The following is a 26,197-nucleotide window of genomic DNA, read 5'->3' as shown; positions in this document are numbered from 1 at the left end:
GGATATCGCCGCCGGAATCCGAATCGACCGGCCCCGCGGACCACCGCGGGGCCGACAACCTCACATCGAGGCGATCAACCGATCCACACGCTCGTCCACGGACCGGAACGGGTCCTTGCACAAGACCGTGCGCTGCGCCTGATCGTTCAGCTTCAGATGCACCCAGTCGACGGTGAAATCGCGGCCCGCCTCCTGCGCGGCGGTGATGAAATCACCGCGCAGTTTGGCCCGCGTCGTCTGCGGCGGAGTCGTCACCGCCGCGTCCACCGCCTCGTCCTCGGTGACCCGCTTGACCAGACCCTTGCGCTGCAGCAGATCGAACACCCCGCGACCGCGCTTGATGTCGTGATAGGCCAGATCCAGCTGGGCGATCTTCGGATCCGACAGCTCCATCGAGTACCGGTCCTGGTAGCGCTGGAACAGCTTGCGCTTGATCACCCAGTCGATCTCGGTGTCGACCTTCGCGAAATCCTGCGCCTCGACCGCGTCGAGCGTGCGGCCCCACAGGTCCACCACCGCGTCCACCTGCGGATCGCGCTCGCGATTGCGCAGATGCTCGACCGCGCGGGCGTAGTACTCACGCTGGATGTCGAGCGCGCTGGCCTGGCGGCCACCCGCCAGTCGCACCGGCCGCCGGCCGGTCAGATCGTGGCTGACCTCGCGGATCGCGCGGATCGGATTGTCGAGCGCGAAATCGCGGAACGACACCCCGGCCTCGATCATCTCCAGCACCAGCGCCGCGGTGCCCACCTTCAGCATGGTGGTGGGTTCGGCCATATTCGAGTCGCCGACGATCACATGCAGACGGCGGTACTTCTCCGCGTCGGCATGCGGCTCGTCACGAGTGTTGATGATCGGCCGCGACCGCGTGGTCGCCGACGACACCCCCTCCCAGATGTGCTCGGCCCGCTGCGACAGGCAGAACGTGGCCGCCTTCGGCGTCTGCAGGATCTTTCCGGCACCGCAGATCAGCTGCCTGGTCACCAGGAACGGCAACAGCACATCCGAGATCCGGGAGAACTCGCCGGCCCGCACCACGAGGAAGTTCTCGTGGCAGCCGTAGGAGTTGCCCGCCGAATCGGTGTTGTTCTTGAACAGATAGATGTCACCGCCGATCCCCTCCTCCGCCAAGCGCTGCTCGGCATCGATCAGCAACTCCTCGAGCACCCGCTCACCCGCGCGATCGTGGGTGACCAGCTGAACCAGCGAGTCACATTCGGCCGTCGCATACTCCGGATGGGAACCGACATCGAGATAGAGCCGCGCTCCGTTGCGGAGAAATACGTTCGAACTACGGCCCCAGGACACCACCCGGCGGAACAGATACCGGGCCACCTCGTCAGGACTCAACCGACGGTGACCGTGGAACGTGCACGTCACCCCGAACTCGGTCTCGATCCCCATAATTCGTCGCTGCACACCATCGACATTACGGCAAAGCGAACGGCGAAAGTGGCTGTGCGAGCAAGCGGTTGCATACGGGTTCACAACAATATGGGCGGGGTCCGACGGCGCCGGCGCCGGCCGCACGGCGTTGGTGGCCTCTGGACCTCGTCGTCCGGGGCCCCTGCTGTGCGTCCACAGTGGGCGACCGACCTCGCGGCCGCCACAAATCCGCAGGTCGGAGCATATGTTCGCGTCGGTGTCCCGCTACCGGAGCACGACGACGCCCGGCCCGGCCCTCCGCGTGGAGGACCGGGCCGGGCGTCGCGTTCGAAGCCGCTACCAGCGCTTACGGGTTGGAGGGGTCGCCGGCGGAGGGTGTCTCCGGTTCGGCGTTCTCCTCGTCCGCACTCGCCGCGCCGTCGACGGACAGCAGCGTCTCCAGCATGGCGTGCGGAATGCGGCGGAAGGCCCGGCGCGGGCGGGCCTGCTCCAGCGTCGCCACCTCCAGCGAGGACACCGCGATACCGCGCTTGTCCTTGTCGCTGTTGTCCGGCGACCCCTTCTGCAGGGCGTCCACGGCGGTGCGGATCGCGGCCCGCAATTCCAGGCCCGGCTGGAAGGTGTCCTTGAGCGCGGTGCTGATCGGGTCGGTATTGCCGCCCATCACCACGAAGTCGCGCTCGTCGACGATGGAGCCGTCGAAGTTGATCCGGTACAGGACCGAATTCGACTCCTGCTCCGGATAGCCGACCTCACCGATGCAGATCTCGACCTCATAGGGCTTGAGCTGGTCGGTGAAGATCGTGCCGAGGGTGGACGCGTACATGTTCGCCAGCGCCCGCCCGGTCACATCTCGCCGGTCGTACTGGTATCCACGCAGGTCGGCCTGCAGGATCCCACCACGACGCAGACTTTCGAACTCGTTGTACTTGCCGACCGCGGCGAATCCGATGCGGTCGTACAGTTCACTCACCTTGTGCAGCGTCGCCGAGGGGTTCTCGGCGACGAACAGCACACCCTTGTCGTACACCAGCACCACGACACTGCGTCCCCGGGCGATGCCTTTGCGCGCAAGTTCGGTCTTGTCGCGCATGATCTGTTCGGCCGACGCGTAGTACGGCAGTGTCATGGACGCGCACTCCCTTCTTCGGCCACCCGCTCGTCGACGATCGAGCGCGCGATCTGCTCGAGCCGCTCGTCCGAAACCTCCAGCGCCCCTTCGGCATTGATGACGATCGCCGTCGGGAAGATGCCGCGCTGCAGGTCCGGGCCGCCGGTGGCGGTGTCGTCGTCGGAGGCGTCCAGCAGCGATTCGACGGCGATGCGCAGGGCGCGGTCCTCGTCCATATCGCGGCTGTAGGTCTTCTTCAACGACGACTTGGCGAACATCGAGCCCGAGCCGGTGGCGGTGTAGCCGAAGCGCTCTTCGCTGCGGCCGCCGACCACGTCGTAGGACACGATACGGCCGGCCCGCGCCGGATCGGTGGCCTCGAGGTCGTAACCGACCAGAATCGGCACCACCGCCAGGCCCTGCAGTGCCGCGGGCAGATTGTCGCGGACCATCTTCGACAGCTTGTTGGCCTTACCGTCGAAGGTCAGCGGCACGCCCTCGATCTTCTCGTAGTACTCCAGCTCCACCGCGAACAGGCGGATCATCTCGACCGCCACGCCCGCGGTACCGGCGATACCGGCCGCGGAGAAGGTGTCGGTGATGTACACCTTCTCCATATCGCGGCTGGCCAGCAGGTTGCCCTGAGTGGCCCGGCGGTCGCCGGCGATCAGCACACCGCCGCGGTAGGTCACCGCGACGATGGTGGTGCCGTGCGGCGCCAGGTCCCCGGCCGAGCCGTTGCCCCCGGACGCGCGCCCGAAACCGTTGCCCGGCAACAGTTCCGGCGCGTTTTCCCGCAGATATTCGGAGAATGACGAGAGGGCGTACCCCATGTGGAGCCGCAAGGGGTCACCTGATGTCACTGGCCGCCTTTCTGGACGTAGGCACGCACGAAGTCCTCCGCGTTCTCCTCGAGCACGTCGTCGATCTCGTCGAGCAGGTCGTCGGTCTCCTCGGCCAGCTTTTCGCGGCGCTCCTGTCCCGCGGCCTCGACACCGGCCGCGTCGTCGTCCTCGTCGCCACCACCGGCGCGCTTGGTCTGCTCTTGTGCCATAGCAGCCGACCTCCTCTGTACTGATCATCGGCGAGCATCGGAAACCTCCGATGCTCGTCCCTCAACACTACCCAGCGACGGTGACAACATGCCGGATTACATCGCAATGTGCCCCCGCCGCAACGTCACAGCACGCCGTGCCACCCCGGCACGAACGCACCGCCGGCGGCCCGGCCGCCCGGTCAGGAAGTGAGCTGCTTGACCAGTTCGGCGGCCGTACCGGCGCCCTCGAGCAACTTGCCGACGTGGGATTTCGTCCCGCGGCGCGGCTCCAGGGTGGGAATGCGGACCAGCGAGTCGCCGCCCAGGTCGAAGATCACCGAATCCCAGCTCGCCGCGGCGATATCGGCGCCGAAGCGGCGCAGGCATTCGCCCCGGAAGTAGGCGCGGGTGTCGGTCGGCGGGTTGGTCATCGCGTCGGTGACCTGCTGTTCGGAGACCAGCCGCTCCATCGAACCGCGCGCCACCAGGCGGTTGTAGAGGCCCTTGTCCAGGCGCACATCGGAGTACTGCAGATCCATCAGATGCAGCTTCGGCGCCGCCCAGCCCAGGCCCTCGCGGCTGCGCATACCCTCGAGCAGGCGCAGCTTGGCCGGCCAGTCGAGCAGGTGCGCGCAGTCCATGGGGTCGCGTTCGAGCAGGTCGAGCACGTGCGCCCACTTCTCCAAAACATCGGTGACGCGCGCGTCGTCGGTGCCCTCGCGGTCGTGGAACTTCTCCACCCGGTCGAGGTAGATCCGTTGCAGCGCAAGGCCGGTCAGTTCGCGGCCGTCCACCAGCGCGACCGTGGCGCGCAGGCTCGGGTCGTGGCTGATGGTGTGCACGGCGGTGACCGGACGGGCCAGTTGCAGATCCGACAGATCCTCGCCGGCCTCGATCAGATCCAGCACCAGCGCGGTGGTGCCGACCTTGAGGTAGGTCGACCATTCGGCCAGGTTGGCGTCGCCGATGATCACGTGCAGGCGGCGGTACTTGTCGGCGTCGGCGTGCGGTTCGTCGCGGGTGTTGATGATGCCGCGCTTGAGGGTGGTCTCCAGGCCCACCTCGACCTCGATGTAGTCCGAGCGCTGCGACAGCTGGAATCCGGCATGGTCGCCGGACTGCCCGATGCCGACCCGCCCCGAGCCGGTGACGACCTGCCGGGAGACGAAGAAGGGCGTCAGGCCGACGATGATCTGATTGAACGGCGTATCGCGGTTCATCAGATAGTTCTCGTGGGTGCCGTAGGAGGCGCCCTTACCGTCGACGTTGTTCTTGTACAGCTGCATGCGCGGCGCACCCGGCACGCTGGAGGCATAGCGGGCGGCGGCCTCCATGACCCGCTCACCGGCTTTGTCCCAGATCACCGCGTCCAGCGGGTCCACGACCTCCGGGGCCGAATATTCGGGGTGGGCGTGGTCGACGTAGAGGCGGGCGCCGTTGGTGAGGATCATGTTCGCCGCGCCGACCTCGTCGGCGTCGATCACCGGCGCCGGCCCGTTGAGCCGGCCCAGATCGAAGCCGCGGGCATCGCGCAGCGGCGATTCCACCTCGTAGTCCCAGCGCGTGCGCTTGGCCCGGGGTACGCCCTCGGCCGCCGCGTAGGCCAGCACCGCCTGGGTGGACGTGAGAATCGGGTTCGCCGAGGGTTCCGTCGGTGTCGAGATGCCGTACTCGACCTCGATTCCGATGATGCGCTGCATGGGTCGAGCCTAGGCGACGCGCGGGATCCCCGGGGCCGCCCGGGTGCGGTGGCCCGTCACCGCAGCGCTGCGCGCCCCGAAATCAGTTGACCGCCAGCGGGTCCGAGGCCGCGGCATCGGTCCGGGCGACCAGGTCGGCGACGGTGGCGTCGCGATCCAGCGGAACCCCCAGACTGCGTGCATTGCTCTCCAGCAGACCGAGCACCGATTCGGTCACGATCGCCTCGATCTGCTCCGATCCCAGCGCCGGAGCGGTGTCTGCGCGCCAGCTGTTGACCACGCCGTCGACGAAGCCGACGATGCCGAAGGCCATCGGCCGGGCCCGCAGGGGATCGATCCCGACGCGCGCGGCGGCGGTGGCGAACAGATCCGCGAGCCGGGCGCCGATGCGGTCGCGGGCCCCCGCCAGCGCGAGCGACGAATCTCCTTGCGGGGCACTCGCCGCGAGGAAGCGGTGCAGTTGCGGATGCGATGCCACCCATCCGACGTAGGTGCCGACCGCCCCGCGCACCGCGTCCTTGACCGTGCCGTCCGCCCGCAGCGTCGGAAGCAGTTGTTCGAGTAGCGATTCCAGGATCCGGCCGCGAATCTGCTCGTCCAGATCGGTCCGCCCGTCGAAGTGGCGGTACACGACCGGACGCGGCAGGCCCAGCCGGTCGGCGATCTGCTGGACCGACACCTCGGCGCCATTCTCCTCGATCACCGCGACCGCGGCCTCGATCACCTCGGCACGCCGTCGCTGTTTGTGCCCGTTCCAGCGGGTACTGCGACCGTCCACACCGGTCGCGGCGGACCGTTCCGCACGCCGCGGGGGCCGCTGTCCACCGGTTTCACTCACATGTCAACGATACTCATGCGGTATTGACCGATACATGCCGTCTCACTAACCTTGGTGTTACAGCCTGTCTCGGTAATTCGATTCGTTTGGAGCGCAGTCATGGGCAACGACGCCACCCTGCTCCCGCGGGATACCTTCGCGCAGCGCCTGCTGCTCGGTTCGGTCCGCAAGTCCTACGACCCGGTGGTCGATCTGGACTGGGACGCGCCACTGGATCCGGACAAGTTCTTCCTGCCGCCGGAGGTGGTCTCGCTCTACGGCACCGCGCTGTGGGACGCGATGCCCCTCGAGCAGCGGCGCGAACTGTCGCGGCAGGAGCTCGCGAACATCCTCTCGGTGGGGATCTGGTTCGAGAACATCCTGAACAGGCTGCTGTTGCGTGAGTTGATGAACGGCGACCCCACCTCGCACCGCTCGCCTACACGCTGACCGAGATGGGCGACGAATGCCGGCACATGACCATGTTCGGCAAGTTGATCGACCGCATCGATGCCCGGCCCTATTGGCCCAAAGCTCCTGCCCGGCTGGCGATCTCGTCGCTGCAGCTGGTGCTGCACGGTCCGATGGTGTGGGTGGGAGCGCTGGTCGGTGAGGAGATCTTCGACGCGCTGCAACGCCGCACCATCGACGATCCGCAGTTGCAGCCGGTGGTGGCGCGCACGTTCCGCGTCCACGTCACCGAGGAGGCGCGTCATATCGGCTTCGCCCGCGACGCACTCGCCCGTCGCGTGCCGGCGATGTCGCGGGCGGAACGCGCCTATGTGCGCCTGTGTGTCGCCGTGGCCGCACCGCTGTTCGTCCGGCTGATCACCAACCGGCACATGTACATTCGGGCCGGCCTGGACGGGCGGGCGGCCACGCGGGCCGCGCTGGCCAATCCGCACGCGCATCGCATGCTCGCGGCCGGAGCCGCCGACCTCGGCGCCTTTCTGGACGAGAACGGTCTGCTCGGCCCGATCGGCAAGCGGCTCTGGCGGAGGCGGGGGTTGCTCGGATGAGGCCGGTCCGGCACAGCCCGGGTGGCGTGGCCGTCGTCGCTGCCCGTCCGGCGGCTCCGATCGTCGCGGCGACGCTGCGGCGCAACGGAATCCGCGATCTCACCGTCCTCGGCTCGACCTCGCGCACGGCCGATCGGCCGCCGCCCGCGGTGCACACCATGGAATTCGACGGCGCACGCGACCTCTGGCGGCTGCGTTCCGACGACGGCACGACCACGGCGGCGGTAGTGATCCTCGCCGATGCCGACCTCGACCCGCGCCGCATCGCCGGAGTCGGCACCGACCTGCATACGCTGCTGGCCGATGGCCGGGTGGCCCATCTCGCCACGACGATGCACGAGATGCCCAATCTGTTCTGGACGCACTCCCCTGCCGGCGCGAACTGGCCGCACTATCCGGTGCAGGCCCGCGCCGAATACGCCGCGCGCTGCATCGCGGCGATGCGGCGGGCCGGTTGTAGCCGGATCCAGCTGCGACGTGCTGTGCAGCACGAGTCGGCTCGCCGCTGGGCGGCAGATCCCCGCCCCGGCCGGCGGCTGCCGCGACCGGATTCCGATCACTTCGATACGACCGTCGCCGCCGAGCGGGCGCCCGCCTACGAGTACGCCGGTCCGGCGGTACTCGACGCGCCGGGCGCCGAACTCGCGGTGACGGTCGCGCTGAACGGGCATCCGGACCCGATCGACGGCCACTACCACTGGTACGGCCGTCTCAGCGCCGCGGAGGCGGACCGCCTGCCCGATCCGGGGCGCGGTGCGGTATCGCTGCGGATCCCGGGCGGCGAGCCCGCCCCGGGTCGGCTGCAGGAGCGCGACCCGTGGGGAAATCTGCGGATCGCCGGAATCGGACGGCCCCCGTTTCCCCTGGCGGACAACGGCATTCACTGAGAACGGGCGGTCAGCCCGGGATCTTGTCCAGGAATCCGTGCACGCGGGCGATGCGATCACCGTCGAGAACGACCACATCGAAGCCCACGATCAGCGGTTCGGCGCCGGGAGTGCCCAGCGTCCACGTGAATCGCAGCTGGTCGTGGTGTCCGTCGACCGGTCCGAGACCGAATCGCATGCCGGCGAACTGGTCCCGGACGCCGGCGATCATCTCGTCGATCGCCGCGACTCCTTCGACGGCCGCGAGCGGATCGGTGTAGGTGGCATCCGGCCGGTACAGCTCCTCGAGCAGTTTGCGCCGGGCCGGGGCGTCGGCTTCGTTCCAGGTGTCGATGTAGCGCTGGGCGACGGTGTCGTAGGTGCTGGTGGTGGTGGTTTCGTTTTCGCTCATATGACGAGCATGTCGCAGTGCGCGCGCCCGGTCGATTACCCGTCGGGTAATGCCACGCCACACCGAAGTGGTTGCCGCGCAGCCGGTCTGGACCTCCGGCCGCGCGGCGCGGGACGGATTACAGCACCGATTTCAGCGATTGCTCGTCGCGCGCGACGACGGCCCGGCCGTCGGGGGTGACCACGATCGGCCGCTGGATCAGCTTCGGATTGCTCGCCAGCGTCTCGATCCACTGCTCGCGATCGGCCTCCGTCCGCGACCAGCCCGCCATACCGAGCTCTTTGGCCGCCGGTTCACCGGTGCGGGTGATGTCCCAGGGCTCCAGGCCGAGCTGGGCCAAAACCTCGCGCAGGTCCGCCACGGTCGGCGGATCGTCGAGATACTGCCGCTCGATGTAGTCCACCCCGGCCTCGTCCAGCGCGGCTTTGGCCGCGCGGCTCTTGGAACAGCGAGGGTTGTGCCAGATCTGCGTGTGCCCGGAAGTCATAGCCGAAACCCTAGCGCGCCGGCCTGATCGCGACTGAGTGCATGACCACGGAGCCGGCCCTCGGGCTGCGGGAACGCAAAAAGCTCGATACGCGGCGCGCGCTCAGCGATGCCGCACTCGAGCTGATGTTCGAACGCGGCCTGGACCAGGTGCTGGCGCGAGGACATCGCCGCCCGCGCGGGGGTCTCGGTGCGGACGTTCACCAACTACTTCGCCAACAAATACGAGGCACTGGCGTACCGGCAGATCGACCGGATTTGCCGAGGGATCGAACTGTTGCGGGCACGGCCGGCCGGTGCGCCGCTGTGGGCCGCGATCACCGAGGCGATGCTGGAGCCGTTGCGGGTCGACGGCCTCGATGCCGATCCGCCGCCGCGCGACCGGCTGGCCGAGGTTCGCAAGCTCGTCGCCAGCCCCGAAACGCAGGCAGCACTGACCTGCACCACCACCGACGCCTTCACCGAGGCGGTCGCCGAACGCACCGGCACCGACCCCGGCACGCTCTACCCACGGCTGGTCACCGAAGCCGCGTTCGGGGCACTGGTGGCGGCGATCGAGGTCTACCCCCGGTGTGATCCCCCGGTCTCGATCACCGCGCTGACGCGGCAGGCACTGGAACTGGTCGCCGCCGGCCTGCCCGAACCCAACTGACTTCTCCACCCTTCCCTCGAAACCGCCTATCCCACAAAGGGGTTGATTTGTCATGCCCGAAAACATCTGTGAGGTACTGATTTCCGGTGCCGGACCGAACGGACTGATGCTGGCCTGTGAACTCGCACTGGGCGGCGTCACAGCGACCGTCCTGGAAGAGCTGCCCGCACCCAGCACCGAACCCAAGGCCAACGGCCTCGTCGGGCAGGTGGTGCGGCTGATGGATATGCGCGGCTTGTACCGCCCCGCCGCAGGTGACGATGCTCCGGCGATCCCGCCACCGCTTCCGCGCTACTCGTTCAGCGGGCTGCCGCTGGACTTGGCGGAATTCGCGGACAACCCGTTGTACGCCCTGCCGATTCCACAACCGCGACTGGTCGCGCTGCTCGCCGCCCGCGCGCGGGAGCTGGGTGTGGCTGTCCGCTGGGGACACCGCCTGCACGATCTCGAATCCCACCGCGACCAGGTAATCGCGACCGTCGACGGTCCCGACGGGGACTACCGCATCCGGGCCCGCTATCTGGTCGCCGCGGACGGCGGGAAGAGTGCGGTGCGCAAGCTGGCCGGAATCGATTTTCCCGGCTGCACGGTGGCCGACCGCGTCACGCGATTCGGCCATGCCACCGTTCCGGACGGGCTGCGAACACCCGACGGCGGCATCCGGCTGGCGGAGCGTTATCGCGCGGGTCGGGTGCTGCTCCTCGGAGATTCCGCGCACGTACACTCCGCGATGGGTGGCCCGGGGCTGAACCTCGGACTGCAGGATGCGATCAATCTGGGCTGGAAGCTGGCGGCGGAGATCAACGGCTGGGCACCGGCCGGACTGCTGGACACCTACGAGAGCGAACGCCACCCGGTGGCCGAGCGCGTGATGATGCACAGCCTGGCACAGAGCGCGCTGATCGCACCGGGACCCGAAATCTCCGGATTGCGCGACCTCGTCGCGGAACTGGTACGGATCCCGGCGGTCGCCGCCCACCTCGCCGAGCTACTGGCCGGGTCCGACACCCGTTACGACGTCGGCGACGACCATCACCTGTCCGGACGACTGGCCCCCGACTTCTCGGTCACCACGGACGGCACTCGCATGCGGATCGCCGACCTGCTGCACACCGCACGGCCGCTGCTGATCGACGGGACGGGCGTAGCGGCCGCCGTAGCGGAGGAATGGCGGGACCGTATCGAAATCGTTTCCGGCGCAATCACGCTCACGGAATCGAACCGGTCCGTCGACACCGCGTCCGGACCCGACATCGCGAGCACGCCGGCGGCGATGCTGCTGGCGCACCGACGGGTACGTCGCATGGGCCGCCGACGACGCGAGTGCCGACGGTCTGCATCGGGCGCTCACCCGGTGGTTCGGCGCAGCACCGGTGCTGTCGCACGCGCAGTGAGGTGGCGCACCGAAATCACAGGTGCCTCCACTCCGGCCACATCCGCGACCACGGCTGCGTCGGGCCGGTGCAGTCGAAGATCGTGACATCGCGGGTGTTGCCGACGAATCCGAGCCGGGTGTCGACCCTGCCGACCGGGGTGAGTGAGGTGCACCGGCCGCGCATGTCCGCCTCCTCGCCACCGACGATCAACGCCGTCTCGGCACTGTCGGGCGGGGCGCCGAAGTAGCCGAAGCCGCGACTGGGACTGTAGATCGGCGGCAGCTCCGCGCGGCCGAGGTGGTCGAGGGCGCTCGCCTGCCAGTAGGTGTCGGTGACGACGACAGCGCGGTCCCGGCGCGCGGGTGGGAGCCCGCGATAGGCCGTCGTGACCGCCGCGGTGAGTTCCGGCCAGCCGAATTGCCCGTAGGTGCCGATCGCTATCGCCGCCGAGACATCGTCTCGGGGTGGCTCGACCGCCGCGGCCGGACGCCACGGCAGCGAGCTCACGATCGTGGCCACCGCCGCAATCGTCACGACCGCGGTCGCGACACCGGCGATCCGGCGGCCGACCGCCGCCCGCGCTCGCATCCAGTGCACCACCGCGACGGCGCCCGCCGCGAGCACCACCCCGTACATCCCGGCCGGGTAGTACACCCGGCCGCCGGTGACGAGGAAGACGAGGTCGACCAGAATCAGGGTGGCGCCCAGAAAACGATACGGCCGCAACGGTTTCCAGCGCAGCAGCGCCCACAGCCCGCCCAGCAGCACCGGGACGCCGAGAACGCCGGCCAGGATCAGCGAGATCGGCACGAACAGCAGCCGGCCGCCGAGGATCGCCTGTTCGGATGCGATCTCCGCGCCCATCGCCAGTTGCGGCCAGCCGTGACTTACCTGCCAGATCACCTGCGGCACCGCAGACAGCACGGTGACTCCGGCACCTGCCCACAGCAGCGGCCGGCGCAGCAACTCGCGGGGACCGAAGACCGCACAGCTCACGGCCAGTGCGATCCAGAAGAAGGGAATCAGCCATTTCACCTGCAGGTCCACCGCCGTCACGAGACCGGCGATCAGCAGCAGGCCGTCGCGGCGGGTCCGCACCCACCGCACCACCAGCCAGGTGATCAGCACCCACAGTGCGGTATCGACGGTGTTGGTGGTCAGCATCGACCCCTGCAGCAGCAGAAACGGCGAGCACGCGTAGGCGAGGGCGGCCAGTGCCTGCGCGGTGCGCCCGCCACCGAACTCGCGAGTGATCATGGCGCACAACGCGACCGCCGCGACCGTGATCAGCACCGCGGGCAGCCGCAACGCCGGATAGGAGCCGGGAACGAGCGTGTCCATCATCCGGGCCAGCAGCGGCAGCATCGGGCCCTGATCGGCGTAACCCCAGCTCAACCGGCGACCGGCGGCGAGGAAGTAGAGTTCGTCGCCGAAATATCCGTACCTCGAGGCCGCGAACAGCAGCGCCGCCGCGCCGAGGGCGGCGATCGGCGCGACCACCGGCCACGCGAGCGGTGGAATCGCGGCCGATTCGGTCGCACCGCGCGCGTCGGTGTCGGACTCGCACACATCGGTCACCGGCACACTCCTGTAGCGGATTTCGTGGGGACGTCTGCGAACGTATCGGTTTCCGGCCGCGGCGGAGTCGCCCCGCAGACCGATCCGCGGTCAGCCTCGAGAGGTATGCCGACCCATCCCCACGGCGGATCAGGGCTGCCAGGAACGGAATTCGATCAATTGGCCGGGACGGGCCTGGCCGAGCAGATCGACATCGGCGTCGATCACGGTGCCCACCACGGGATAGCCGCCGGTGATCGGCCGGTCGGCCAGCAGCACCACCGGGCGACCCGCCGGTGGCACTTGAATCGCACCCAAAGCCATTCCCTCGGTGGGCAATTCGGCATCGTTCGCCCGCCGCAGCGGTGGGGCGTCACCGTGGCGGTCCAGGCGCACACCGATCCGGTCGGTGTCGGTAGAGACCGCCCAGGCGCCGGTGAACAGATCGGCGGGATTGTGGAACCAGTCCGCGCGCGGCCCGAGCCCCACGCGCACCCGCAGCGTCCCCTGGGTGAGCGGCGCGACGGGAGCCATCTCGACCGTCGGCCAGCCGCGCGGCGGGGCGCCGACCGGCAGGGTGTCGCCTCGGCGCAACGGTTCCGGACCCAAACCCGCCATGGTGTCGCGGCTGCGCGATCCGAGAACCGGCTCCACCACGATCCCGCCGCGCACTGCCAGATAGCAGCGCAGGCCCGCCTCGGCCATGCCGATCCGCACCCGCTGCCCGGCCGCGACGAACAGCACCGACGCCGGGGGTTCGGGCCGGACGCCGACGTTGATCGGCACCGGCGCTCCGGTGATGCTCACCACCGCCGGGGCGTCGAATTCCACGCTCAGCCCGCCCAGCACGCATTCGATGGCCGCCGCCGATTCGGCATTGCCCACCAGGCGGTTCGCCAGCCGCAGCGCCCGCCGGTCCACGGCCCCGGAGACCCCGACCCCGGCATGGAACCAGCCGGGCCGGCCGAGATCCTGCACGGTGCTCAGCGCGCCCGGTTCGAGCACCCGCATCCGCGCCGCCGAGGATCTCACCGATCCACCGCCTCGAACCGGACCCGGGTACCCGCGCGCAACAGCGCCGGTTCGGGCCGCGCCACGTCCCAGAGGACCACGTCGCTACGGCCGATGATCTGCCAGCCGCCCGGCGAACTGCGCGGATAGACGGCGCTGTATCCACCCGCCAGGGCGACCGACCCCGCCGGAACGACGGTCCGGGCCTGCGAGCGGCGCGGCACCGACAGTCCGGCGTCGGGCGCGTGCAGATAGCCGAAGCCGGGCGCGAAACCGATGAACGCGCACCGCCACTGGGCATCGGTGTGCCGTTCGACCAGTTGCCCGGGTGTGATGCCGAGAAGTTCGGCGGCGTCGGCGAGGTCGGGGCCGTCGTAGCGCACCGGAACGGTGACCACATCCGCCGCGGCGGCACTGTCGGAATCGGCGTCCGATGCGAGATCCAGTGCGCGCACGCGTGATTCGATCGCCGCGGGGTCGATGCCGGGACACAGTGTGAGCAGGACGGTCCGGGCGGCGGGCAGGAGGTCGGCCACGCCGTCGATCGGCGCCCGCCGCAGGTGGTCGAGTAGCAGCGGCAGCTGGGCGGCGTCGGCCGGTTCGAGCAGCAGCGCGCGGTCTCCCGCGGGCCGCACGGTCACCGCGCTCATGTGAAACTCCGCAGTTCGACGCCCTTGTCCAGCAGCGACTGCCGGATCGAGCGCGCCATCCGGACGGCATCGGGCGAATCGCCGTGGACGCAGAGGCTGCGCACCTCGACCCGCACCTGCTCACCGGCCACCGTGTGCGCGTGCCCGTCCACGGCGATCGACACCGCCTGCCCGAGCGCCGCCTCCGCGGCCAGCACCGCACCGGCTCGCCCGCGCGGCACCAGCCTGCCCTCGGGCGTATAGGCCCGGTCGGCGAAACCTTCCGCGTGGAACGGGATTCCGGCCGCCTCCGCCGCGCGTGCCAGTTCGGAATCGGCGGGGCCGAGCAGGCTCAACTCCTCGAAGGCGAGCAACGCCGCGACCACCGCCTCGGCCGCCGCCGGATCGGATGCCGCCGAGTGATACAGCGCGCCATGGGGTTTCACATAGCGCACCCGGTCACCGGCCGCCCGGGCGAAGCCGTCGAGCGCGCCGATCTGATAGATGGATTCCGCGGTCAGCTCGGCCGGGGACACCATCATCTCGCGGCGGCCGAATCCGGCAAGGTCGCGATAGGAGATGTGCGCGCCGATCCGCACCCCGTGCGCGACCGCGAGATCACACGTGCGCCGCATGATCAGCGGATCCCCGCCATGGAAGCCGCAGGCGATATTGGCGCTGGTCACGACGTCGAGCAGCGCCGCGTCGTCGCTCATCGTGTACGCACCGAACCCCTCCCCGAGATCGCTGTTCAGATCGATCACCACGGAGTATCACCTCGCCTCGCCGTTGTCCTACCACCATCGTCGGCGCCCGTCGCCGATACGCCACCGTGGGCGCATTCTCCCGCACTCACCGCCTAGGCTGGCGGGAATGGGTGAGGTGATCGCCGTCTACGACGGCCGCGGCAACGAGACCGGCAGCGCCGAACGCGCCGAGGTGTATGCCGAAGGATTGTGGCATGCCAGTGCCGGCGTGCTGGTGCGATCGCTCGACGGGCGGCGCATCTACGTCCATCGGCGTACCGATACGAAGATGGTGTTCGCCGGAATGCACGACTGCCTGGCCGGCGGGGTGCTGGCCCCCGGCGAGGATCCCGCCGCCGCGGCGGCGCGCGAGCTGGGCGAGGAATTGGGAATCGTTGCCGCGCCAAGCGGACCGCGGCCGCTGGCCCGGGTGTCCTGGGACGGCAGCTGGGCGGGCCGCCCGATGCGGTGCCACCTGTTCGCCTACGAGATTCGCTCCGACGGGCCGATCACCGTCCAGCCCGAGGAGATCGCCGCGGGCTGGTGGTGGACCGACACGCAGCTGTGGGAGCACCTGAGCGATCCCGGCTGGCCGTTCGTCCCCGACACCCGGGTCCTGATCGACGAACTGCTGCATCCGCGCAATCGGACCTAGCCGGACGAGGTGACCGCGCCGGCCCAGGCCGCGAACGCGCCGGGGTTGCGGGTCTGCAGCAGCACCCGGCCCGGACCGGTGAAGTCGAACACCAGACCTTCGCCGGAAGTGATCGACTGCAGCGAACGACCCGAAACCGCCCGGCGGATACCGAATTTCAACGCCAGGTCGTAAGCCACCACATGGCCGCAGTCGATGGTCACCGACTCCCCCGGCTGCAGATCGATCACGTCGATCGCGCCGAAGACGCCGAGCACGACCTCGCCCTGCCCCTGGGCACGCAGGCCGAATCCGCCCTCGCCGCCGAACATGTTCGCGAAACCGCCCCATTTCGCTTCCACTTGCACGCCATGGGAATTGGCGATCCAGCCGCCGCGGCTGATGAAGTACGGGCGATCGGGCGCGATCGGCAGCGCCAGCATGTCCCCGGGCAGCGCCGGCGCCACATCGACCCAGCCGCCCTGTGGCGGCGCGGTGAACGTGGACACGAAGAACGACTCACCGGCCAGCACGGAACGCTTCAGCCCAGCCAGAAATCCGCCCTCGGCCTTCGCGGCCAGGCTCACCCCGGCCGAATGGGCCACCATCGCACCGGTTTCCGCACGCAACGGCTCCCCGCCGGCGAGAAAACACCGTGCCACCGTGGACGACGGATTATGCCGCAACACCACCTGCATGGCCGCGACGTTAGCAGCGCCGGGACCGGGATGTCCCATTCACCCGCACCCGGCGGTCGGGCATGCGATGATGCCGGGCGACCGAACCCATCACGAGACGAATCTCGGAGGCCCGCCCCGGTGCATATCGATGTCCCACACTCGCAGTCCGATCTCGACCACTCCGCCCGACGCGACCGCAGATCGCGCAGATTGCCGGTGCGCAGCGGCCTGGCGGCGGCGGGTGCGGCGATCGCACTGCTGGCCGGCGGCACCCCTGCCGTGGCTGCCCCGCTGCCACTGCACACCCAGGCACCCGGCTGCATGACCCCCGGCGACGCCCAGCCCAACGGCAAGCAGTGGCCGGCCGAACCCGCGGTGACCATCGACCCCAACGCCGGATACACGGCGACGCTGGAAACCAACTGCGGAACCATCACCGTCGCCCTCGACGCCGCGCGGGCCACGCATACGGTCAACTCGTTCGCCTTCCTCGCCGGCGAGCAGTACTTCGACCACACCCGCTGCCACCGCCTGACCACCGAGGGCATCTTCGTGCTGCAGTGCGGTGACCCGACCGGAACCGGCACCGGCGGTCCCGGCTACCGGTTCGGCGACGAGAACCTGGTCGGGGCGACCTACCCGGCGGGAACGGTCGCCATGGCCAACTCCGGCCCGAACACCAACGGAAGCCAGTTCTTCCTGGTCTACTCCGACAGCAAACTGCCGCCCAGCTACACCCCCTTCGGCCGGATCACCGGCGGGATGGACGTGCTGCAGAACATCGCCGCGGGTGGCGTGAAGGACGGATCCGGCGACGGCGCACCGGCCACCGATATTGTGCTCGACTCGGTGGCCACTGCCCGGCGCTGACACCGGATACGGCGAAGGCCGCGCTCGCGATGCGAGCGCGGCCTTCGTGTGTGTGCGGTACTCCTAGAGGTACTGACCCGTATTGGATTCGGTATCGATCGCCCGGCTCGCCGAAGCGTTCTTACCGGTAACCAGCGTCCGGATGTAGACGATCCGTTCGCCCTTCTTACCCGAAATACGTGCCCAGTCATCCGGATTGGTGGTGTTGGGCAGGTCCTCGTTCTCGGAGAACTCGTCGACTATCGAATCGAACAGGTGCTGGATGCGCAGACCGGGATTGCCGGTCTCGAGCACCGATTTGATCGCGTACTTCTTGGAACGATCCACGATGTTCTGGATCATGGCGCCGGAGTTGAAGTCCTTGAAGTACAGGACCTCCTTGTCACCGTTGGCGTAGGTGACCTCGAGGAAGCGGTTGTCCTCGCTCTCGGCGTACATCCGGTCCACGACCCGCTCGATCATCGCCTTGACGCACTTGGAGCGATCGCCGGCGAATTCGGCGATGTCGTCGGCGTGCAGCGGCAGTTCCTCGGTGAGGTACTTGGAGAAGATGTCCTGTGCCGCTTCGGCATCCGGACGCTCGATCTTGATCTTGACGTCCAGACGGCCGGGCCGCAGGATCGCGGGGTCGATCATGTCCTCGCGGTTGGACGCGCCGATCACGATGACGTTCTCCAGGCCCTCCACGCCGTCGATCTCCGACAGCAGCTGCGGCACGACCGTGGTCTCCACATCCGAGGACACACCCGAACCACGAGTGCGGAAGATCGAGTCCATCTCGTCGAAGAACACGATCACCGGGGTGCCTTCGGAGGCCTTCTCACGAGCCCGCTGGAAGATGATCCGGATGTGGCGCTCGGTCTCGCCCACGAACTTGTTCAGCAGCTCGGGACCCTTGATGTTGAGGAAGAAGGACTTGGCCTCCTTGGCGTCCTCACCACGCGCCTCGGCGATCTTCTTCGCCAGCGAGTTGGCGACCGCCTTGGCGATCAGCGTCTTACCGCAGCCCGGCGGACCGTAGAGCAGCACGCCCTTGGGCGGGCGCAGCGCGTATTCGCGGAACAGATCCTTGTGCAGGAACGGCAGCTCCACCGCGTCGCGGATCTGCTCGATCTGGCGGCCCAGGCCACCGATGTCCTCGTAACCGACATCGGGCACCTCTTCGAGCACCAGATCCTCGACCTCGGCCTTGGGAATGCGCTCGAACGCGAATCCGGCCTTGGTGTCGACCAGCAGCGAGTCACCCGGCCGCAGCCGCCGCACGGGCGCGTTGGGATCTTCGACGTCGTCCGCGTCGACCAGCGCCGACAGCGGGCCCGACAGCCAGACCACGCGTTCCTCGTCGGCGTGGCCCACGACCAGGGCGCGGCGGCCGTCGTCGAGGACCTCGCGCAGGGTGCCGATCTCACCGGTCCGGTCGAAGGTGCCGGCCTCGACCACCGTGAGCGCCTCGTTCAGACGCACGGTCTGTCCGTAGTGCAATTCGGAGGTGTCGATGTTCGGCGAGCACGTCAGGCGCATCTTGCGTCCGGAAGTGAACACGTCGACCGTCTGGTCCTCGTACACACCGATCAGCACGCCGTAGCCGCTGGGCGGCTGGCCCAGCCGGTCGACCTCCTCACGCAGCGCCACCAACTGCTGACGGGCCTCCTTGAGGGTGTCCATCAGTTTGGTGTTGCGAATCGTCAGCGAATCGATACGAGCTTCCAATTCCCTTGAACGATCCGGCGAGTCGGCGAGTTGCCTACGGAGTGCAGCCGCCTCGGCGCGTACCACCTCGAGTTCTCTCCAGGCCGCCGAATCCGAATTCTCGATGGGGCTCATGATGCTGCTCCTCCCAGTCCCGGTCTATCAACGCTACCGGGCGCGAACCGTTCTCGCTTTCCGACATGGTTTCGTCGTGATCACATCTCAGCTGCGGTACCAGCCCGGGCAACCATGTTAGCCTGCCCTAACCTGCATTCGGCGAGCGATTTCGCCGGACCGAACCGAAAGGTCTAGTCGATGCTCCTTCCTACCCGCCACAGCGCTACTCCCTTCGGTGGCAGTACCCGCACCGGGAGCAACGCCACGCGGACCGCCGGTGTTTCCGGTCTGCGTCGCTCCTGGATGCATCTTGCCGGGTTCCGCCTTGCCACGGCTACCGCCTTTACCGCGCTCGCCGTTACCGCTATGACAGCATGCGGGTCCGACAATTCCCAGGACTCCACGCCGACGGGCACCACGACGGCCACCTCGGCCGCAGCCGCCGCCACGAGCGCCGCCGCCGCGCCCGCCCCCACCGCCGAGGAACTGCAGACCACCCTCAACGGCTTCGTGGATCCGGCCAAGCCGACCGCCGAGAAGGAGAAGCTGGTGGTCGGAGGGGGTAAACGAGCCGCCAACATCGACACCATGACCAAGGGCCTGGCCAACTACGGCACCATCACCTTCACCGTCGCCGATGTCAAGACCGAGGGCGATCAGGCCACCGGCCAGGTCACCATCACCTCGCCGCACGGCCCGGCCGGCCCGATGCCGATGACCTGGCAGCACTCGGCGGCCGGCTGGCAGCTGTCCGACGCCTCCGCCTGCCAGATCCTGGCGATGGGTATGGCGCCCTGCCAGCCCTGAGCGCCGCACGGCCCGAGAGAGGAAGGCCTCAGCCGCTCGCTCAGCCCTTGGAGGGCCGCCGCTGCGGCTTGGGCGCCACCACACCGTCGGCGAGGCGCCGGGCGCTCACCAGGAAGGCCGTATGCCCCTGCATACGATGCTCGGGACGGACCGCCAGGCCGACCACATGCCACGGCCGCACCAGCGACTCCCAGGACCGCGGCTCGGTCCAGCACTGTTGCTGACGCAGCGCCTCCACGATTTCCGACAGCTGCGTGACGGTGGCGACGTAGACGATCAGGACCCCGCCGGGGATCAGCGCACGCGATACCGCGGGCAGCGCGTCCCACGGTTTGAGCATGTCCAACACCACCCGGTCGACCTGCTCGCCGTCGTAGTCGGCGACGTCGCCCAGGGTCAGCGTCCAGTTGTCCGGGCGTTCGCCGAAGAATCGCTCGACATTGCGGACGGCGTGCTCGGCATGGTCCTCGCGGATCTCATAGGAGCGCACACTGCCGCTCGGCCCGACCGCGCGCAGCAGCGAACAGGTCAGCGCGCCCGATCCGGCGCCGGCCTCGAGCACCCGCGCACCGGGGAACACATCACCCTCGTGCACGATCTGAGCGGCGTCCTTGGGATAGATCACCGCCGCACCGCGCGGCATCGAGAGCACGTAGTCGACCAGCAGTGGCCGCAGCGCGAGATACGGTGTGCCGTTGGCGGATTGGACCACAGAGCCCTCGTCGGCGCCGATCAGCTCGTCGTGGCGGATCGGTCCCTTGTGGGTGTGGAACTCCTTGCCCGGCTCCAGGACGACGGTGTGTTGCCTGCCCTTGGCATCGGTCAGCTGCACCCGGTCCCCCGTGGTGAATGGGCCGGTCCGTCTGGCCGTCATGAATCTCCGTTCTCCTGCGCGTCATTTCCGGCGGCGGTATCGCGCCGCGGAATGTGTCGGTACCCGCCGATAGCCTGCCAGGTATGTCCGCACCACCGACGGCGACCCCGCCCGAATTACCGGCCGTTTCCCGCGGGCCGGCGTTGTCGCCCTCGCGGGCAATCGATTTCAAACAATGTCCGCTCAAATACCGATTACGCGCGATCGACCGCATTCCGGAAACACCCGGACGCGACGCCGTACGCGGAACGGTGGTGCACGCGGTGCTGGAATCGCTGTACGGGCTACCCAGTGGTGAACGCGTTCCGGAGCGGGCCGCGGCGCTGGTGGAACCGGCCTGGCAGCGTTTGCTGGCAGATCGCCCCGAGATCGAGGTGGTGCTCGAACAGGGCGGTCTCCCACCGTTTCTCGACGAGGTGAGCCGCCTGGTCCGCGACTACTATCACCTCGAGAACCCCACCGGATTCGACCCGGAATCCTGTGAATCGCTGGTGGAGGTCCGGCTGGCGGACGGCTCGCCGCTGCGCGGATATGTCGACCGCATCGATATCGCGCCGGACGGCCGGTTGCGGGTCGTCGACTACAAGACCGGGCGCGTTCCCGCACCGGATGCCGAGCAGAAGGCGCTGTTCCAGCTGAAGTTCTATGCGCTGATCATGTACCGCACCCGGGGGGTGGCCCCGGCCCAGCTGCGGCTGCTGTATCTGCGCGACGGGCAGATCCTGACCTATGCGCCGGACGCGGACGAACTCGTCCGGTTCGAGCGCATCGTGTCGGCGCTGTGGGCGGCGATCACCACCGTCGGCCGCGAGGGAGATTTCCCGCCGCGGCCGGGGTGGGGCTGCAAATTCTGCGAGTACCGCCCGCTGTGCCCGGCCTACGGCGGTACCCCGCCGCCGTATCCGGGCTGGCCGGACGACGCTGCCGCGACGGTGCCGCATCCATGACCGCGGCGCCGTCGAGCGAGGTCAGAAGGCGCGGCAGGAACGAATATCGGTAGCCAGAATCGCCTTGGCGCCGAGGTCGGCGAGCTGATCCATCACGTCGTTGCCCTGATTACGCGGCACCAGCGCGCGCACGGCGACCCAGTCGGGATCGGTCAGCGGCGAGACGGTCGGCGACTCCAGACCAGGCGTGATCGCGGCGGCCCGGTCGAGCAGATCCTTGGGGCAGTCGTAATCGAGCATCAGGTACTGCTGGGCGAAGACCACACCCTGCACCCGCGCGATGAGCTGGTTGCGGGCCTTGTCGCTGTGATCGGAGCCGGTGGCCTCGATCAGCACGGCCTCCGAATCACACAGCGAATCGCCGAAGGCGACCAGATCGTGCTGACGCAGGGTGCGCCCGGAGCCGACCACGTCCGCGATGGCGTCGGCGACCCCGAGCTGGATGGAGATCTCCACCGCGCCGTCGAGGCGGATCACCTCGGCCTCGATCCCCCGGCGCTGCAGATCCCGCAGCACCAGATTCGGGTAGCTGGTGGCGATCCGCTTGTCGTAGAGGTCTTCGACCTTCCATTCCCGTCCGGCGGGGGCTGCGTAGCGGAAGGTGGAGCGGCCGAAACCCAGGCCGAGGCGTTCCTGCACCGGGGCGCCGGAATCCAGGGCCAGATCGCGGCCGGTGATGCCGAGGTCGAGGCGACCCGACCCGACGTAGATGGCGATGTCCTTCGGGCGGAGGAAGAAGAATTCGACCTGGTTGGCGTTGTCGATCACCGACAGGTCGCGCGAATCGCTGCGCTTGCGGTAACCGGCCTCGGTGAGAATTTCCACGGCCGATTCGGAAAGTGCGCCTTTGTTGGGGACTGCGACGCGAAGCATGGGATGTCCTTTCGGGACGGGTGGCGGACAAAGGTGTCAGGGAGCGGTCGAACCGTTTCGCCCGGTAGCCGTGGCGGCCCGGGTCTCACCCGTCACAGATGTCGGTACACGTCCTCGAGCCGCAGACCGCGGCCCACCATCAGCACCTGCACCCAGTACAGGAGCTGGGAGATCTCTTCGGCCAGCTGTTCGTCGGTCTCGTGTTCGGCGGCGATCCACACCTCACCGGCCTCTTCGATCACCTTCTTGCCCTGCGCATGGACCCCGGCGTCCAATGCCGCCACGGTTGCGGAACCTTCCGGACGGTTGGCCGCACGATCCTGCAGCTCGGCGAACAGGGTTTCGAAAGTCTTCACGGGACGCCATTCTTTCAGACGACCGCATATGTCCCGCAATCGGTTATCGGCGGGGGCGCCGCGGTTGCCGCCGGTGTGCGCGCGATCACCGTCCGGCACCCGGCGGCGGTGCTGCCGGCGCCTCGAGCGGGCGGTCGATGCGATAGATGTAATGCCATCCGTCGTCGATCGGGTTGTCCGGCGGCAGCTCCCCTTCCGCGACCCGGTGCAGACCGGCCTTCTCCAGCGCCCGCCAGGATGCCCGGTTCGCGGCGGCGACGGGAATGACGATGCAGTCGGCGCGCGGATAGTCGGCCCAGCTCGCCGCGACGACCGCGCGCAGCATCGCCGAACCCAGGCCGCGGCCGACCCGCCCCGGCTCGCCGATCAGGTAGTCCAGTGACACGGCCTCGCCGGGCACGTCGAGTATCGGCCGCACCTGCTCCACATACTCGGGCCAGTCCGCCCAGCGAATACGCTGCACCAGCCCGACGGGTTCGCCGTCGGCACTGACGAGCAGATCTTCGGCGGCCACCTCCCCGCGCGCGGCCGGCCCGAAATCGCGTTCGACGGATGCGGCGTCGAAGTCGTGATGCCACCATCGCCGCACATGCGGTTGGGCCAGCCAATGCCCGAGCAGCGCGAAATCCGCCGGTGTCACCTGGCGCCAGGCGAACCGCGGCATCACCGAGTCGACCACGGGAACGAGGCTAGCAATCCGGGTGCATGCCCACCACGGATCGAGACCGCTCCGCACGGAGCCTGCGCTCCGGTGACGGCACCTGTGGACCGAAACCCGTTGTGACCGAGACAGTCTCGCGCGACAGCAATTTGCCGCGACCATCCCCCCGATACGACCGGCACCCGAGCCGCCTGTCTCCCGGTTCGGGTGTCGGTCGGCTCGGGCGCAGTCCCCGATCAGGCGGAGGCGAGCAATTCCTCCAGTTCCGACACCGCGGTCCGCAGTTCGTCGGCGAACCGATACATCTGCTCCGCAACCGATTTCGGCGTCGCGAGGTAGATGTTCCAGCGATCCGGCAGCAGGACGTAGGCGATGCCGATGCACTTCTGGCTGGTGCAGCCGAAACCGAAGTATTCGATATTCGCCGAAGGCGCCGAGCTCGTACTCAGATAGTCGTCGCGGGTGATGATCCAGCCCGGGCTGTCGAAGAAGGGCATCGGCTCCGTAGCGCCCAGTTCGGCGCCTCGCCGGCGCTGCACCCACTGCAGCTCCCAGAGATGCTGTTCCGGCGCCTCGCCGCGCTGGCATTGCTTGGCGCGCTCCACATGGGCGGTCGCGGCCGCGCGGGCGGCGGCCAGCTTCGTCGCCGCATCGGCCGACGAATCGTCCATGGCGGCAACGAATTCCAGGATCTGCGGGGTCACCACGCGCATGGCCTCGGTGCGGCCGTTGCGATACTGCCGGGTCGCGATCGATTCGTAGGTGGCCCCGATCATTCCCTTGCTGCGCTGATGGGCGAGCTGATAGCTCAGCTGCGCGAAGGCGTCCGGCGAGATGCCGAGCTCCTTGGCGCGGGCCGTGCCGAAATGGTCGAACGACACCGTGGTCGTCGCGTTATCTGCGACGAACTGCGCGAATGCGGCTGCGGCCGAGGAGATCTCACCGCGCAACCGATCGTCGAGCCGAAATTCGATCGGCTCCACCGAGGGCAGCCCCTGGGGCTGCGCCCCCGACTGCGCGGCATGCTCGGCGGCCGGAGCCTCGAGCAGCCGGTCGACGAACGACAGGATGGTGGTGCCGTCGAGTCCGCAGTGTTCGACGTTGATACCGGCGCTGCCGTCGGCGAAGACGATCAGCGAGACCGCCTTGTCGAACCACCGGCTACCGCTGTCGCCGTGCAGCAGCTGGTCACTGGCCGCGAGTTGATCGGCGGGGGTCACATCGTCGAGGCAGACGCAGAACAGTGCGGTTTCGATCGCCTCCAGCGCCGCCGCGTTCACCGGATCTTCCAGCAGACGGCCCCGCACGCCGGCCCATTCGGCCCGCGCCATGGTGGTGAGATGTCCGGCCGAGGAGTCGACGGGCAGCTGATCGGGCGCCGCCTTGAGCACGGCCCGCAGACCGTCGGCGAGGTCCTCCGGGGCATGCGGCGCCCCGCCGGCGCCGATGACCTCCATCCGGAACATGGCGCCGTGGTGGAAGACCACGATGTGGCGCGCCTGCGACGGGCCCGGCCATTCATCGCTGTAGGGCACGCGCACGCTGTCCTGCGGATCGCCGGGAATCCTGGTCTCGGAGAACAGGAATTTGTTCTGCGCCATCGAAAAGTGCGCTCCGCGTTGCACGACCGGCGGGATCTCCTCCCGATCGAGCAGCAGTTTGTAGTTCACCGCGGCGGTGATCAGCGCGGCGGCGCGATCGGCCTGCTGGTCCGAGGTGGACTGCGCCAGTGGCGTGTCGTTGCGGAACAGGAAGAAGAAGTTGGCGTTGACCGCGATCCGGTCGCGACGGCCCAGATAGCGCGAGGGCCAGAACTCGTCGAGCCAGCTGCCGACACCGGGGGTGCGGTCGAACCGCTCCAGATCGGCGTGCAGGATCCGGGCCGGACCGTCGGCGCGCAGCAGATCGGCCACGGCGCGCTCGGTATCGGCGAATTCGTCCTCCGACAGCAGCGGCCGCGACCACTGCAGGAAACGCGCGCAGCTGTCGTCGAGCGTGGGCAGCGGCACGCGCGGCAGCTGATCGTCGAAGGCGAAGGTACGGTCGGTCACGGGCGGTCCTCGGGGGTCGGTGTGGATATGTAGAGTTCGGCGTGCAGCCAGCCGTCGGATTCGTAGCCGGTCGGATCTATTCCGTTGGCGGTCAGCGTATTCAGTACCTGTTGCTGTTCGGCGGCGGAGGCGAAACGGCGCTGCCGGAAGGTGCCGGGACGGCGCTCGGTCCGGTACCCCAGGGCGGCGAGTTCGCGCGCGATCGGTTCGAAGGCATACATCCGCAGCACGAAGTGTGCCATCCACGGTAGCCGGGTGCCGTGCGCGCGAGCCACCCGTGTGAGGGTGCGGCCGGTGACGTAACCGACGCAGCCCGTGGAGATCACCAGATCGGCCGAGCCGATGATCTTGCGCTGTGCCTCGGTGGGATCGCCCGCCTCCAGATCGGCGTGGACGGTCTCGTGCAGCAGTCCGGTGGCCGCCGCGTAGTCCAACGCCGGCGCGGAGGCGTCCATACCGATGAAGCGGATCTGGGGCAGCCGGTCGTCGGCGACCAGGCGGGCGCGGTCGCGGGCGATACAGGTGGCGGTATCGGCGTCACCGTAGTGCTCGGCCAGATCGGCCACGGTGGTCCCGAAGCGCAGCAGCGCCGCGTTCACCCCGTAGGAGCACCCCAGGTCCAGGACGGTCGGCACGGTGCCGGTGCGCGCCTCGTAGTCGGCGAACAGTTCCAGGAAGGCGGGTTTGGCCAATTCCGGTATGCAGTAGTCCAATTCGGCCATCCGGCGGCAGTAGGCGCTCGGATCGGGGCGGTCGTAGATGTCGTCGAACGAAGCTTTTCCGGTGCTGTGCATCGAAACCGTCACGGGCGATCCTCCTGAGTCGAACGGGTGA

General features: G+C 68.6%; 25 protein-coding genes and 3 pseudogenes. 8 read left to right on the top strand and 20 right to left on the bottom strand.

Translation table 11 applies throughout. The features are described 5' to 3' along the window. Positions 1–60: 60 nt before the first annotated feature. From pafA to A5789_RS06375, 6 genes are all read right to left on the bottom strand, one after another. Positions 61–1,419 (bottom strand): Pup--protein ligase, encoded by a 1,359-nt coding sequence (gene pafA / locus A5789_RS06400; RefSeq protein ID WP_030518120.1) that lies wholly within the window; start codon positions 1,417–1,419, stop codon positions 61–63. 313 nt (positions 1,420–1,732) lie between these two features. Beyond that, a complete protein-coding gene (gene prcA, locus A5789_RS06395) occupies positions 1,733–2,515 on the bottom strand; it encodes a proteasome subunit alpha (protein ID WP_063015450.1) in 783 nt (260 codons plus the stop codon). After that, positions 2,512–3,330, bottom strand: a complete 819-nt coding sequence (prcB, locus tag A5789_RS06390; RefSeq protein WP_063015449.1) for a proteasome subunit beta — start codon at positions 3,328–3,330, stop codon at positions 2,512–2,514. Before prcB ends, prcA begins: the two co-directional genes overlap by 4 nt. A gap of 26 nt (positions 3,331–3,356) precedes the next feature. Beyond that, positions 3,357–3,551 carry a ubiquitin-like protein Pup gene (locus A5789_RS06385; protein ID WP_030518123.1) on the bottom strand — a complete coding sequence of 65 codons (195 nt, stop codon included), beginning with the start codon at positions 3,549–3,551 and terminating at the stop codon, positions 3,357–3,359. 182 nt (positions 3,552–3,733) lie between these two features. Then, positions 3,734–5,233, bottom strand: a complete 1,500-nt coding sequence (gene dop, locus A5789_RS06380; RefSeq protein WP_030518124.1) for a depupylase/deamidase Dop — start codon at positions 5,231–5,233, stop codon at positions 3,734–3,736. An 82-nt stretch (positions 5,234–5,315) separates the two neighbouring features. Next, on the bottom strand, positions 5,316–6,071 hold the full coding sequence (locus A5789_RS06375; protein WP_082940497.1) for a TetR/AcrR family transcriptional regulator: 756 nt from the start codon (positions 6,069–6,071) through the stop codon (positions 5,316–5,318). A gap of 99 nt (positions 6,072–6,170) precedes the next feature. Between A5789_RS06375 and A5789_RS06370 the strand changes: the two are divergent. Continuing rightward, positions 6,171–7,069 (top strand): annotated as a pseudogene (locus tag A5789_RS06370) (diiron oxygenase). Beyond that, the gene (locus A5789_RS37660) at positions 7,066–7,956 is read left to right on the top strand and encodes a DUF4873 domain-containing protein (RefSeq protein WP_227462921.1); all 891 of its coding nucleotides are present in this window, start codon (positions 7,066–7,068) and stop codon (positions 7,954–7,956) included. Before A5789_RS06370 ends, A5789_RS37660 begins: the two are co-directional and overlap by 4 nt. Before the next feature lie 10 nt (positions 7,957–7,966). On the opposite strand, the gene A5789_RS06360 is transcribed toward A5789_RS37660, so the two are convergent. Beyond that, positions 7,967–8,347 carry a nuclear transport factor 2 family protein gene (locus A5789_RS06360; RefSeq protein WP_064901905.1) on the bottom strand — a complete coding sequence of 127 codons (381 nt, stop codon included), beginning with the start codon at positions 8,345–8,347 and terminating at the stop codon, positions 7,967–7,969. Positions 8,348–8,465: 118 nt separating this feature from the next. Continuing rightward, positions 8,466–8,834, bottom strand: coding sequence for an arsenate reductase family protein (locus A5789_RS06355; protein ID WP_064901904.1), 369 nt, complete (start codon positions 8,832–8,834; stop codon positions 8,466–8,468). Between the two features lie 41 nt (positions 8,835–8,875). On the opposite strand from A5789_RS06355, the pseudogene A5789_RS06350 reads away from it, so the two are divergent. Both A5789_RS06350 and A5789_RS06345 read left to right on the top strand, forming a co-directional pair. After that, positions 8,876–9,485, top strand: a pseudogene (locus tag A5789_RS06350) (TetR family transcriptional regulator). A 52-nt stretch (positions 9,486–9,537) separates the two neighbouring features. Next, positions 9,538–10,879, top strand: a pseudogene (locus tag A5789_RS06345) (FAD-dependent monooxygenase). 15 nt (positions 10,880–10,894) lie between these two features. On the opposite strand, the gene A5789_RS06340 reads toward A5789_RS06345, so the two are convergent. From A5789_RS06340 to A5789_RS06325, 4 genes are all read right to left on the bottom strand, one after another. Continuing rightward, positions 10,895–12,439: a glycosyltransferase family 39 protein gene (locus tag A5789_RS06340; RefSeq protein ID WP_227462893.1), complete on the bottom strand. Its 1,545-nt coding sequence runs from the start codon at positions 12,437–12,439 to the stop codon at positions 10,895–10,897. 129 nt (positions 12,440–12,568) lie between these two features. Further along, positions 12,569–13,429 carry a biotin-dependent carboxyltransferase family protein gene (locus A5789_RS06335; RefSeq protein WP_064901903.1) on the bottom strand — a complete coding sequence of 287 codons (861 nt, stop codon included), beginning with the start codon at positions 13,427–13,429 and terminating at the stop codon, positions 12,569–12,571. Positions 13,430–13,446: 17 nt separating this feature from the next. Beyond that, on the bottom strand, positions 13,447–14,079 hold the full coding sequence (locus A5789_RS06330) for an allophanate hydrolase subunit 1 (RefSeq protein ID WP_063015444.1): 633 nt from the start codon (positions 14,077–14,079) through the stop codon (positions 13,447–13,449). Beyond that, positions 14,076–14,825: a LamB/YcsF family protein gene (locus tag A5789_RS06325; protein WP_064901902.1), complete on the bottom strand. Its 750-nt coding sequence runs from the start codon at positions 14,823–14,825 to the stop codon at positions 14,076–14,078. Before A5789_RS06325 ends, A5789_RS06330 begins: the two co-directional genes overlap by 4 nt. Positions 14,826–14,931: 106 nt before the next feature. Here A5789_RS06325 and A5789_RS06320 point away from each other — a divergent pair, with 106 nt between their 5' ends. Continuing rightward, entirely contained in the window at positions 14,932–15,459 is a 528-nt protein-coding gene (locus A5789_RS06320) for an NUDIX domain-containing protein (protein WP_064901901.1), read from the top strand. Here A5789_RS06320 and A5789_RS06315 read toward each other — a convergent pair. Then, positions 15,456–16,136: a TIGR00266 family protein gene (locus tag A5789_RS06315; RefSeq protein ID WP_030518137.1), complete on the bottom strand. Its 681-nt coding sequence runs from the start codon at positions 16,134–16,136 to the stop codon at positions 15,456–15,458. The genes A5789_RS06320 and A5789_RS06315 overlap by 4 nt on opposite strands. A gap of 198 nt (positions 16,137–16,334) precedes the next feature. Between A5789_RS06315 and A5789_RS06310 the strand changes: the two genes are divergently transcribed. Beyond that, positions 16,335–16,988, top strand: a complete 654-nt coding sequence (locus A5789_RS06310) for a peptidylprolyl isomerase (RefSeq protein WP_324193184.1) — start codon at positions 16,335–16,337, stop codon at positions 16,986–16,988. 63 nt (positions 16,989–17,051) lie between these two features. On the opposite strand, the gene arc is transcribed toward A5789_RS06310, so the two are convergent. Next, positions 17,052–18,812, bottom strand: a complete 1,761-nt coding sequence (gene arc, locus A5789_RS06305; protein WP_063015441.1) for a proteasome ATPase — start codon at positions 18,810–18,812, stop codon at positions 17,052–17,054. A gap of 348 nt (positions 18,813–19,160) precedes the next feature. Here arc and A5789_RS06300 point away from each other — a divergent pair, with 348 nt between their 5' ends. Continuing rightward, complete coding sequence (locus tag A5789_RS06300) at positions 19,161–19,601, top strand: nuclear transport factor 2 family protein (RefSeq protein WP_227462892.1); 441 nt, start codon at positions 19,161–19,163, stop codon at positions 19,599–19,601. 40 nt (positions 19,602–19,641) lie between these two features. Here A5789_RS06300 and A5789_RS06295 read toward each other — a convergent pair whose 3' ends face one another. Then, a complete protein-coding gene (locus A5789_RS06295) occupies positions 19,642–20,475 on the bottom strand; it encodes a tRNA (adenine-N1)-methyltransferase (RefSeq protein WP_064901900.1) in 834 nt (277 codons plus the stop codon). 83 nt (positions 20,476–20,558) lie between these two features. On the opposite strand from A5789_RS06295, the gene A5789_RS06290 reads away from it, so the two are divergent. Beyond that, complete coding sequence (locus A5789_RS06290) at positions 20,559–21,422, top strand: RecB family exonuclease (RefSeq protein ID WP_064901899.1); 864 nt, start codon at positions 20,559–20,561, stop codon at positions 21,420–21,422. 21 nt (positions 21,423–21,443) lie between these two features. On the opposite strand, the gene hisG is transcribed toward A5789_RS06290, so the two are convergent. From hisG to A5789_RS06265, 5 genes are all read right to left on the bottom strand, one after another. Continuing rightward, positions 21,444–22,295: an ATP phosphoribosyltransferase gene (gene hisG / locus A5789_RS06285; protein ID WP_064901898.1), complete on the bottom strand. Its 852-nt coding sequence runs from the start codon at positions 22,293–22,295 to the stop codon at positions 21,444–21,446. Positions 22,296–22,387: 92 nt separating this feature from the next. Next, the gene (locus A5789_RS06280; protein WP_030518144.1) at positions 22,388–22,651 is read right to left on the bottom strand and encodes a phosphoribosyl-ATP diphosphatase; all 264 of its coding nucleotides are present in this window, start codon (positions 22,649–22,651) and stop codon (positions 22,388–22,390) included. A gap of 85 nt (positions 22,652–22,736) precedes the next feature. Then, on the bottom strand, positions 22,737–23,330 hold the full coding sequence (locus A5789_RS06275; protein ID WP_227462891.1) for a GNAT family N-acetyltransferase: 594 nt from the start codon (positions 23,328–23,330) through the stop codon (positions 22,737–22,739). Between the two features lie 218 nt (positions 23,331–23,548). Further along, positions 23,549–25,363 carry a choline/carnitine O-acyltransferase gene (locus A5789_RS06270; RefSeq protein ID WP_064901897.1) on the bottom strand — a complete coding sequence of 605 codons (1,815 nt, stop codon included), beginning with the start codon at positions 25,361–25,363 and terminating at the stop codon, positions 23,549–23,551. Beyond that, positions 25,360–26,169: a class I SAM-dependent methyltransferase gene (locus tag A5789_RS06265; protein WP_197039966.1), complete on the bottom strand. Its 810-nt coding sequence runs from the start codon at positions 26,167–26,169 to the stop codon at positions 25,360–25,362. The genes A5789_RS06270 and A5789_RS06265 overlap by 4 nt, the downstream gene beginning before the upstream one ends. Positions 26,170–26,197 lie beyond the last annotated feature (28 nt).

Origin of the sequence: Nocardia sp. 852002-51101_SCH5132738 (genome assembly GCF_001665695.1) — a bacterium.
Taxonomy (GTDB): domain Bacteria; phylum Actinomycetota; class Actinomycetes; order Mycobacteriales; family Mycobacteriaceae; genus Nocardia; species Nocardia nova.
Note: the sequence above shows the minus strand (reverse complement) of the source record. Positions and strands in the feature narration are given on the sequence as shown.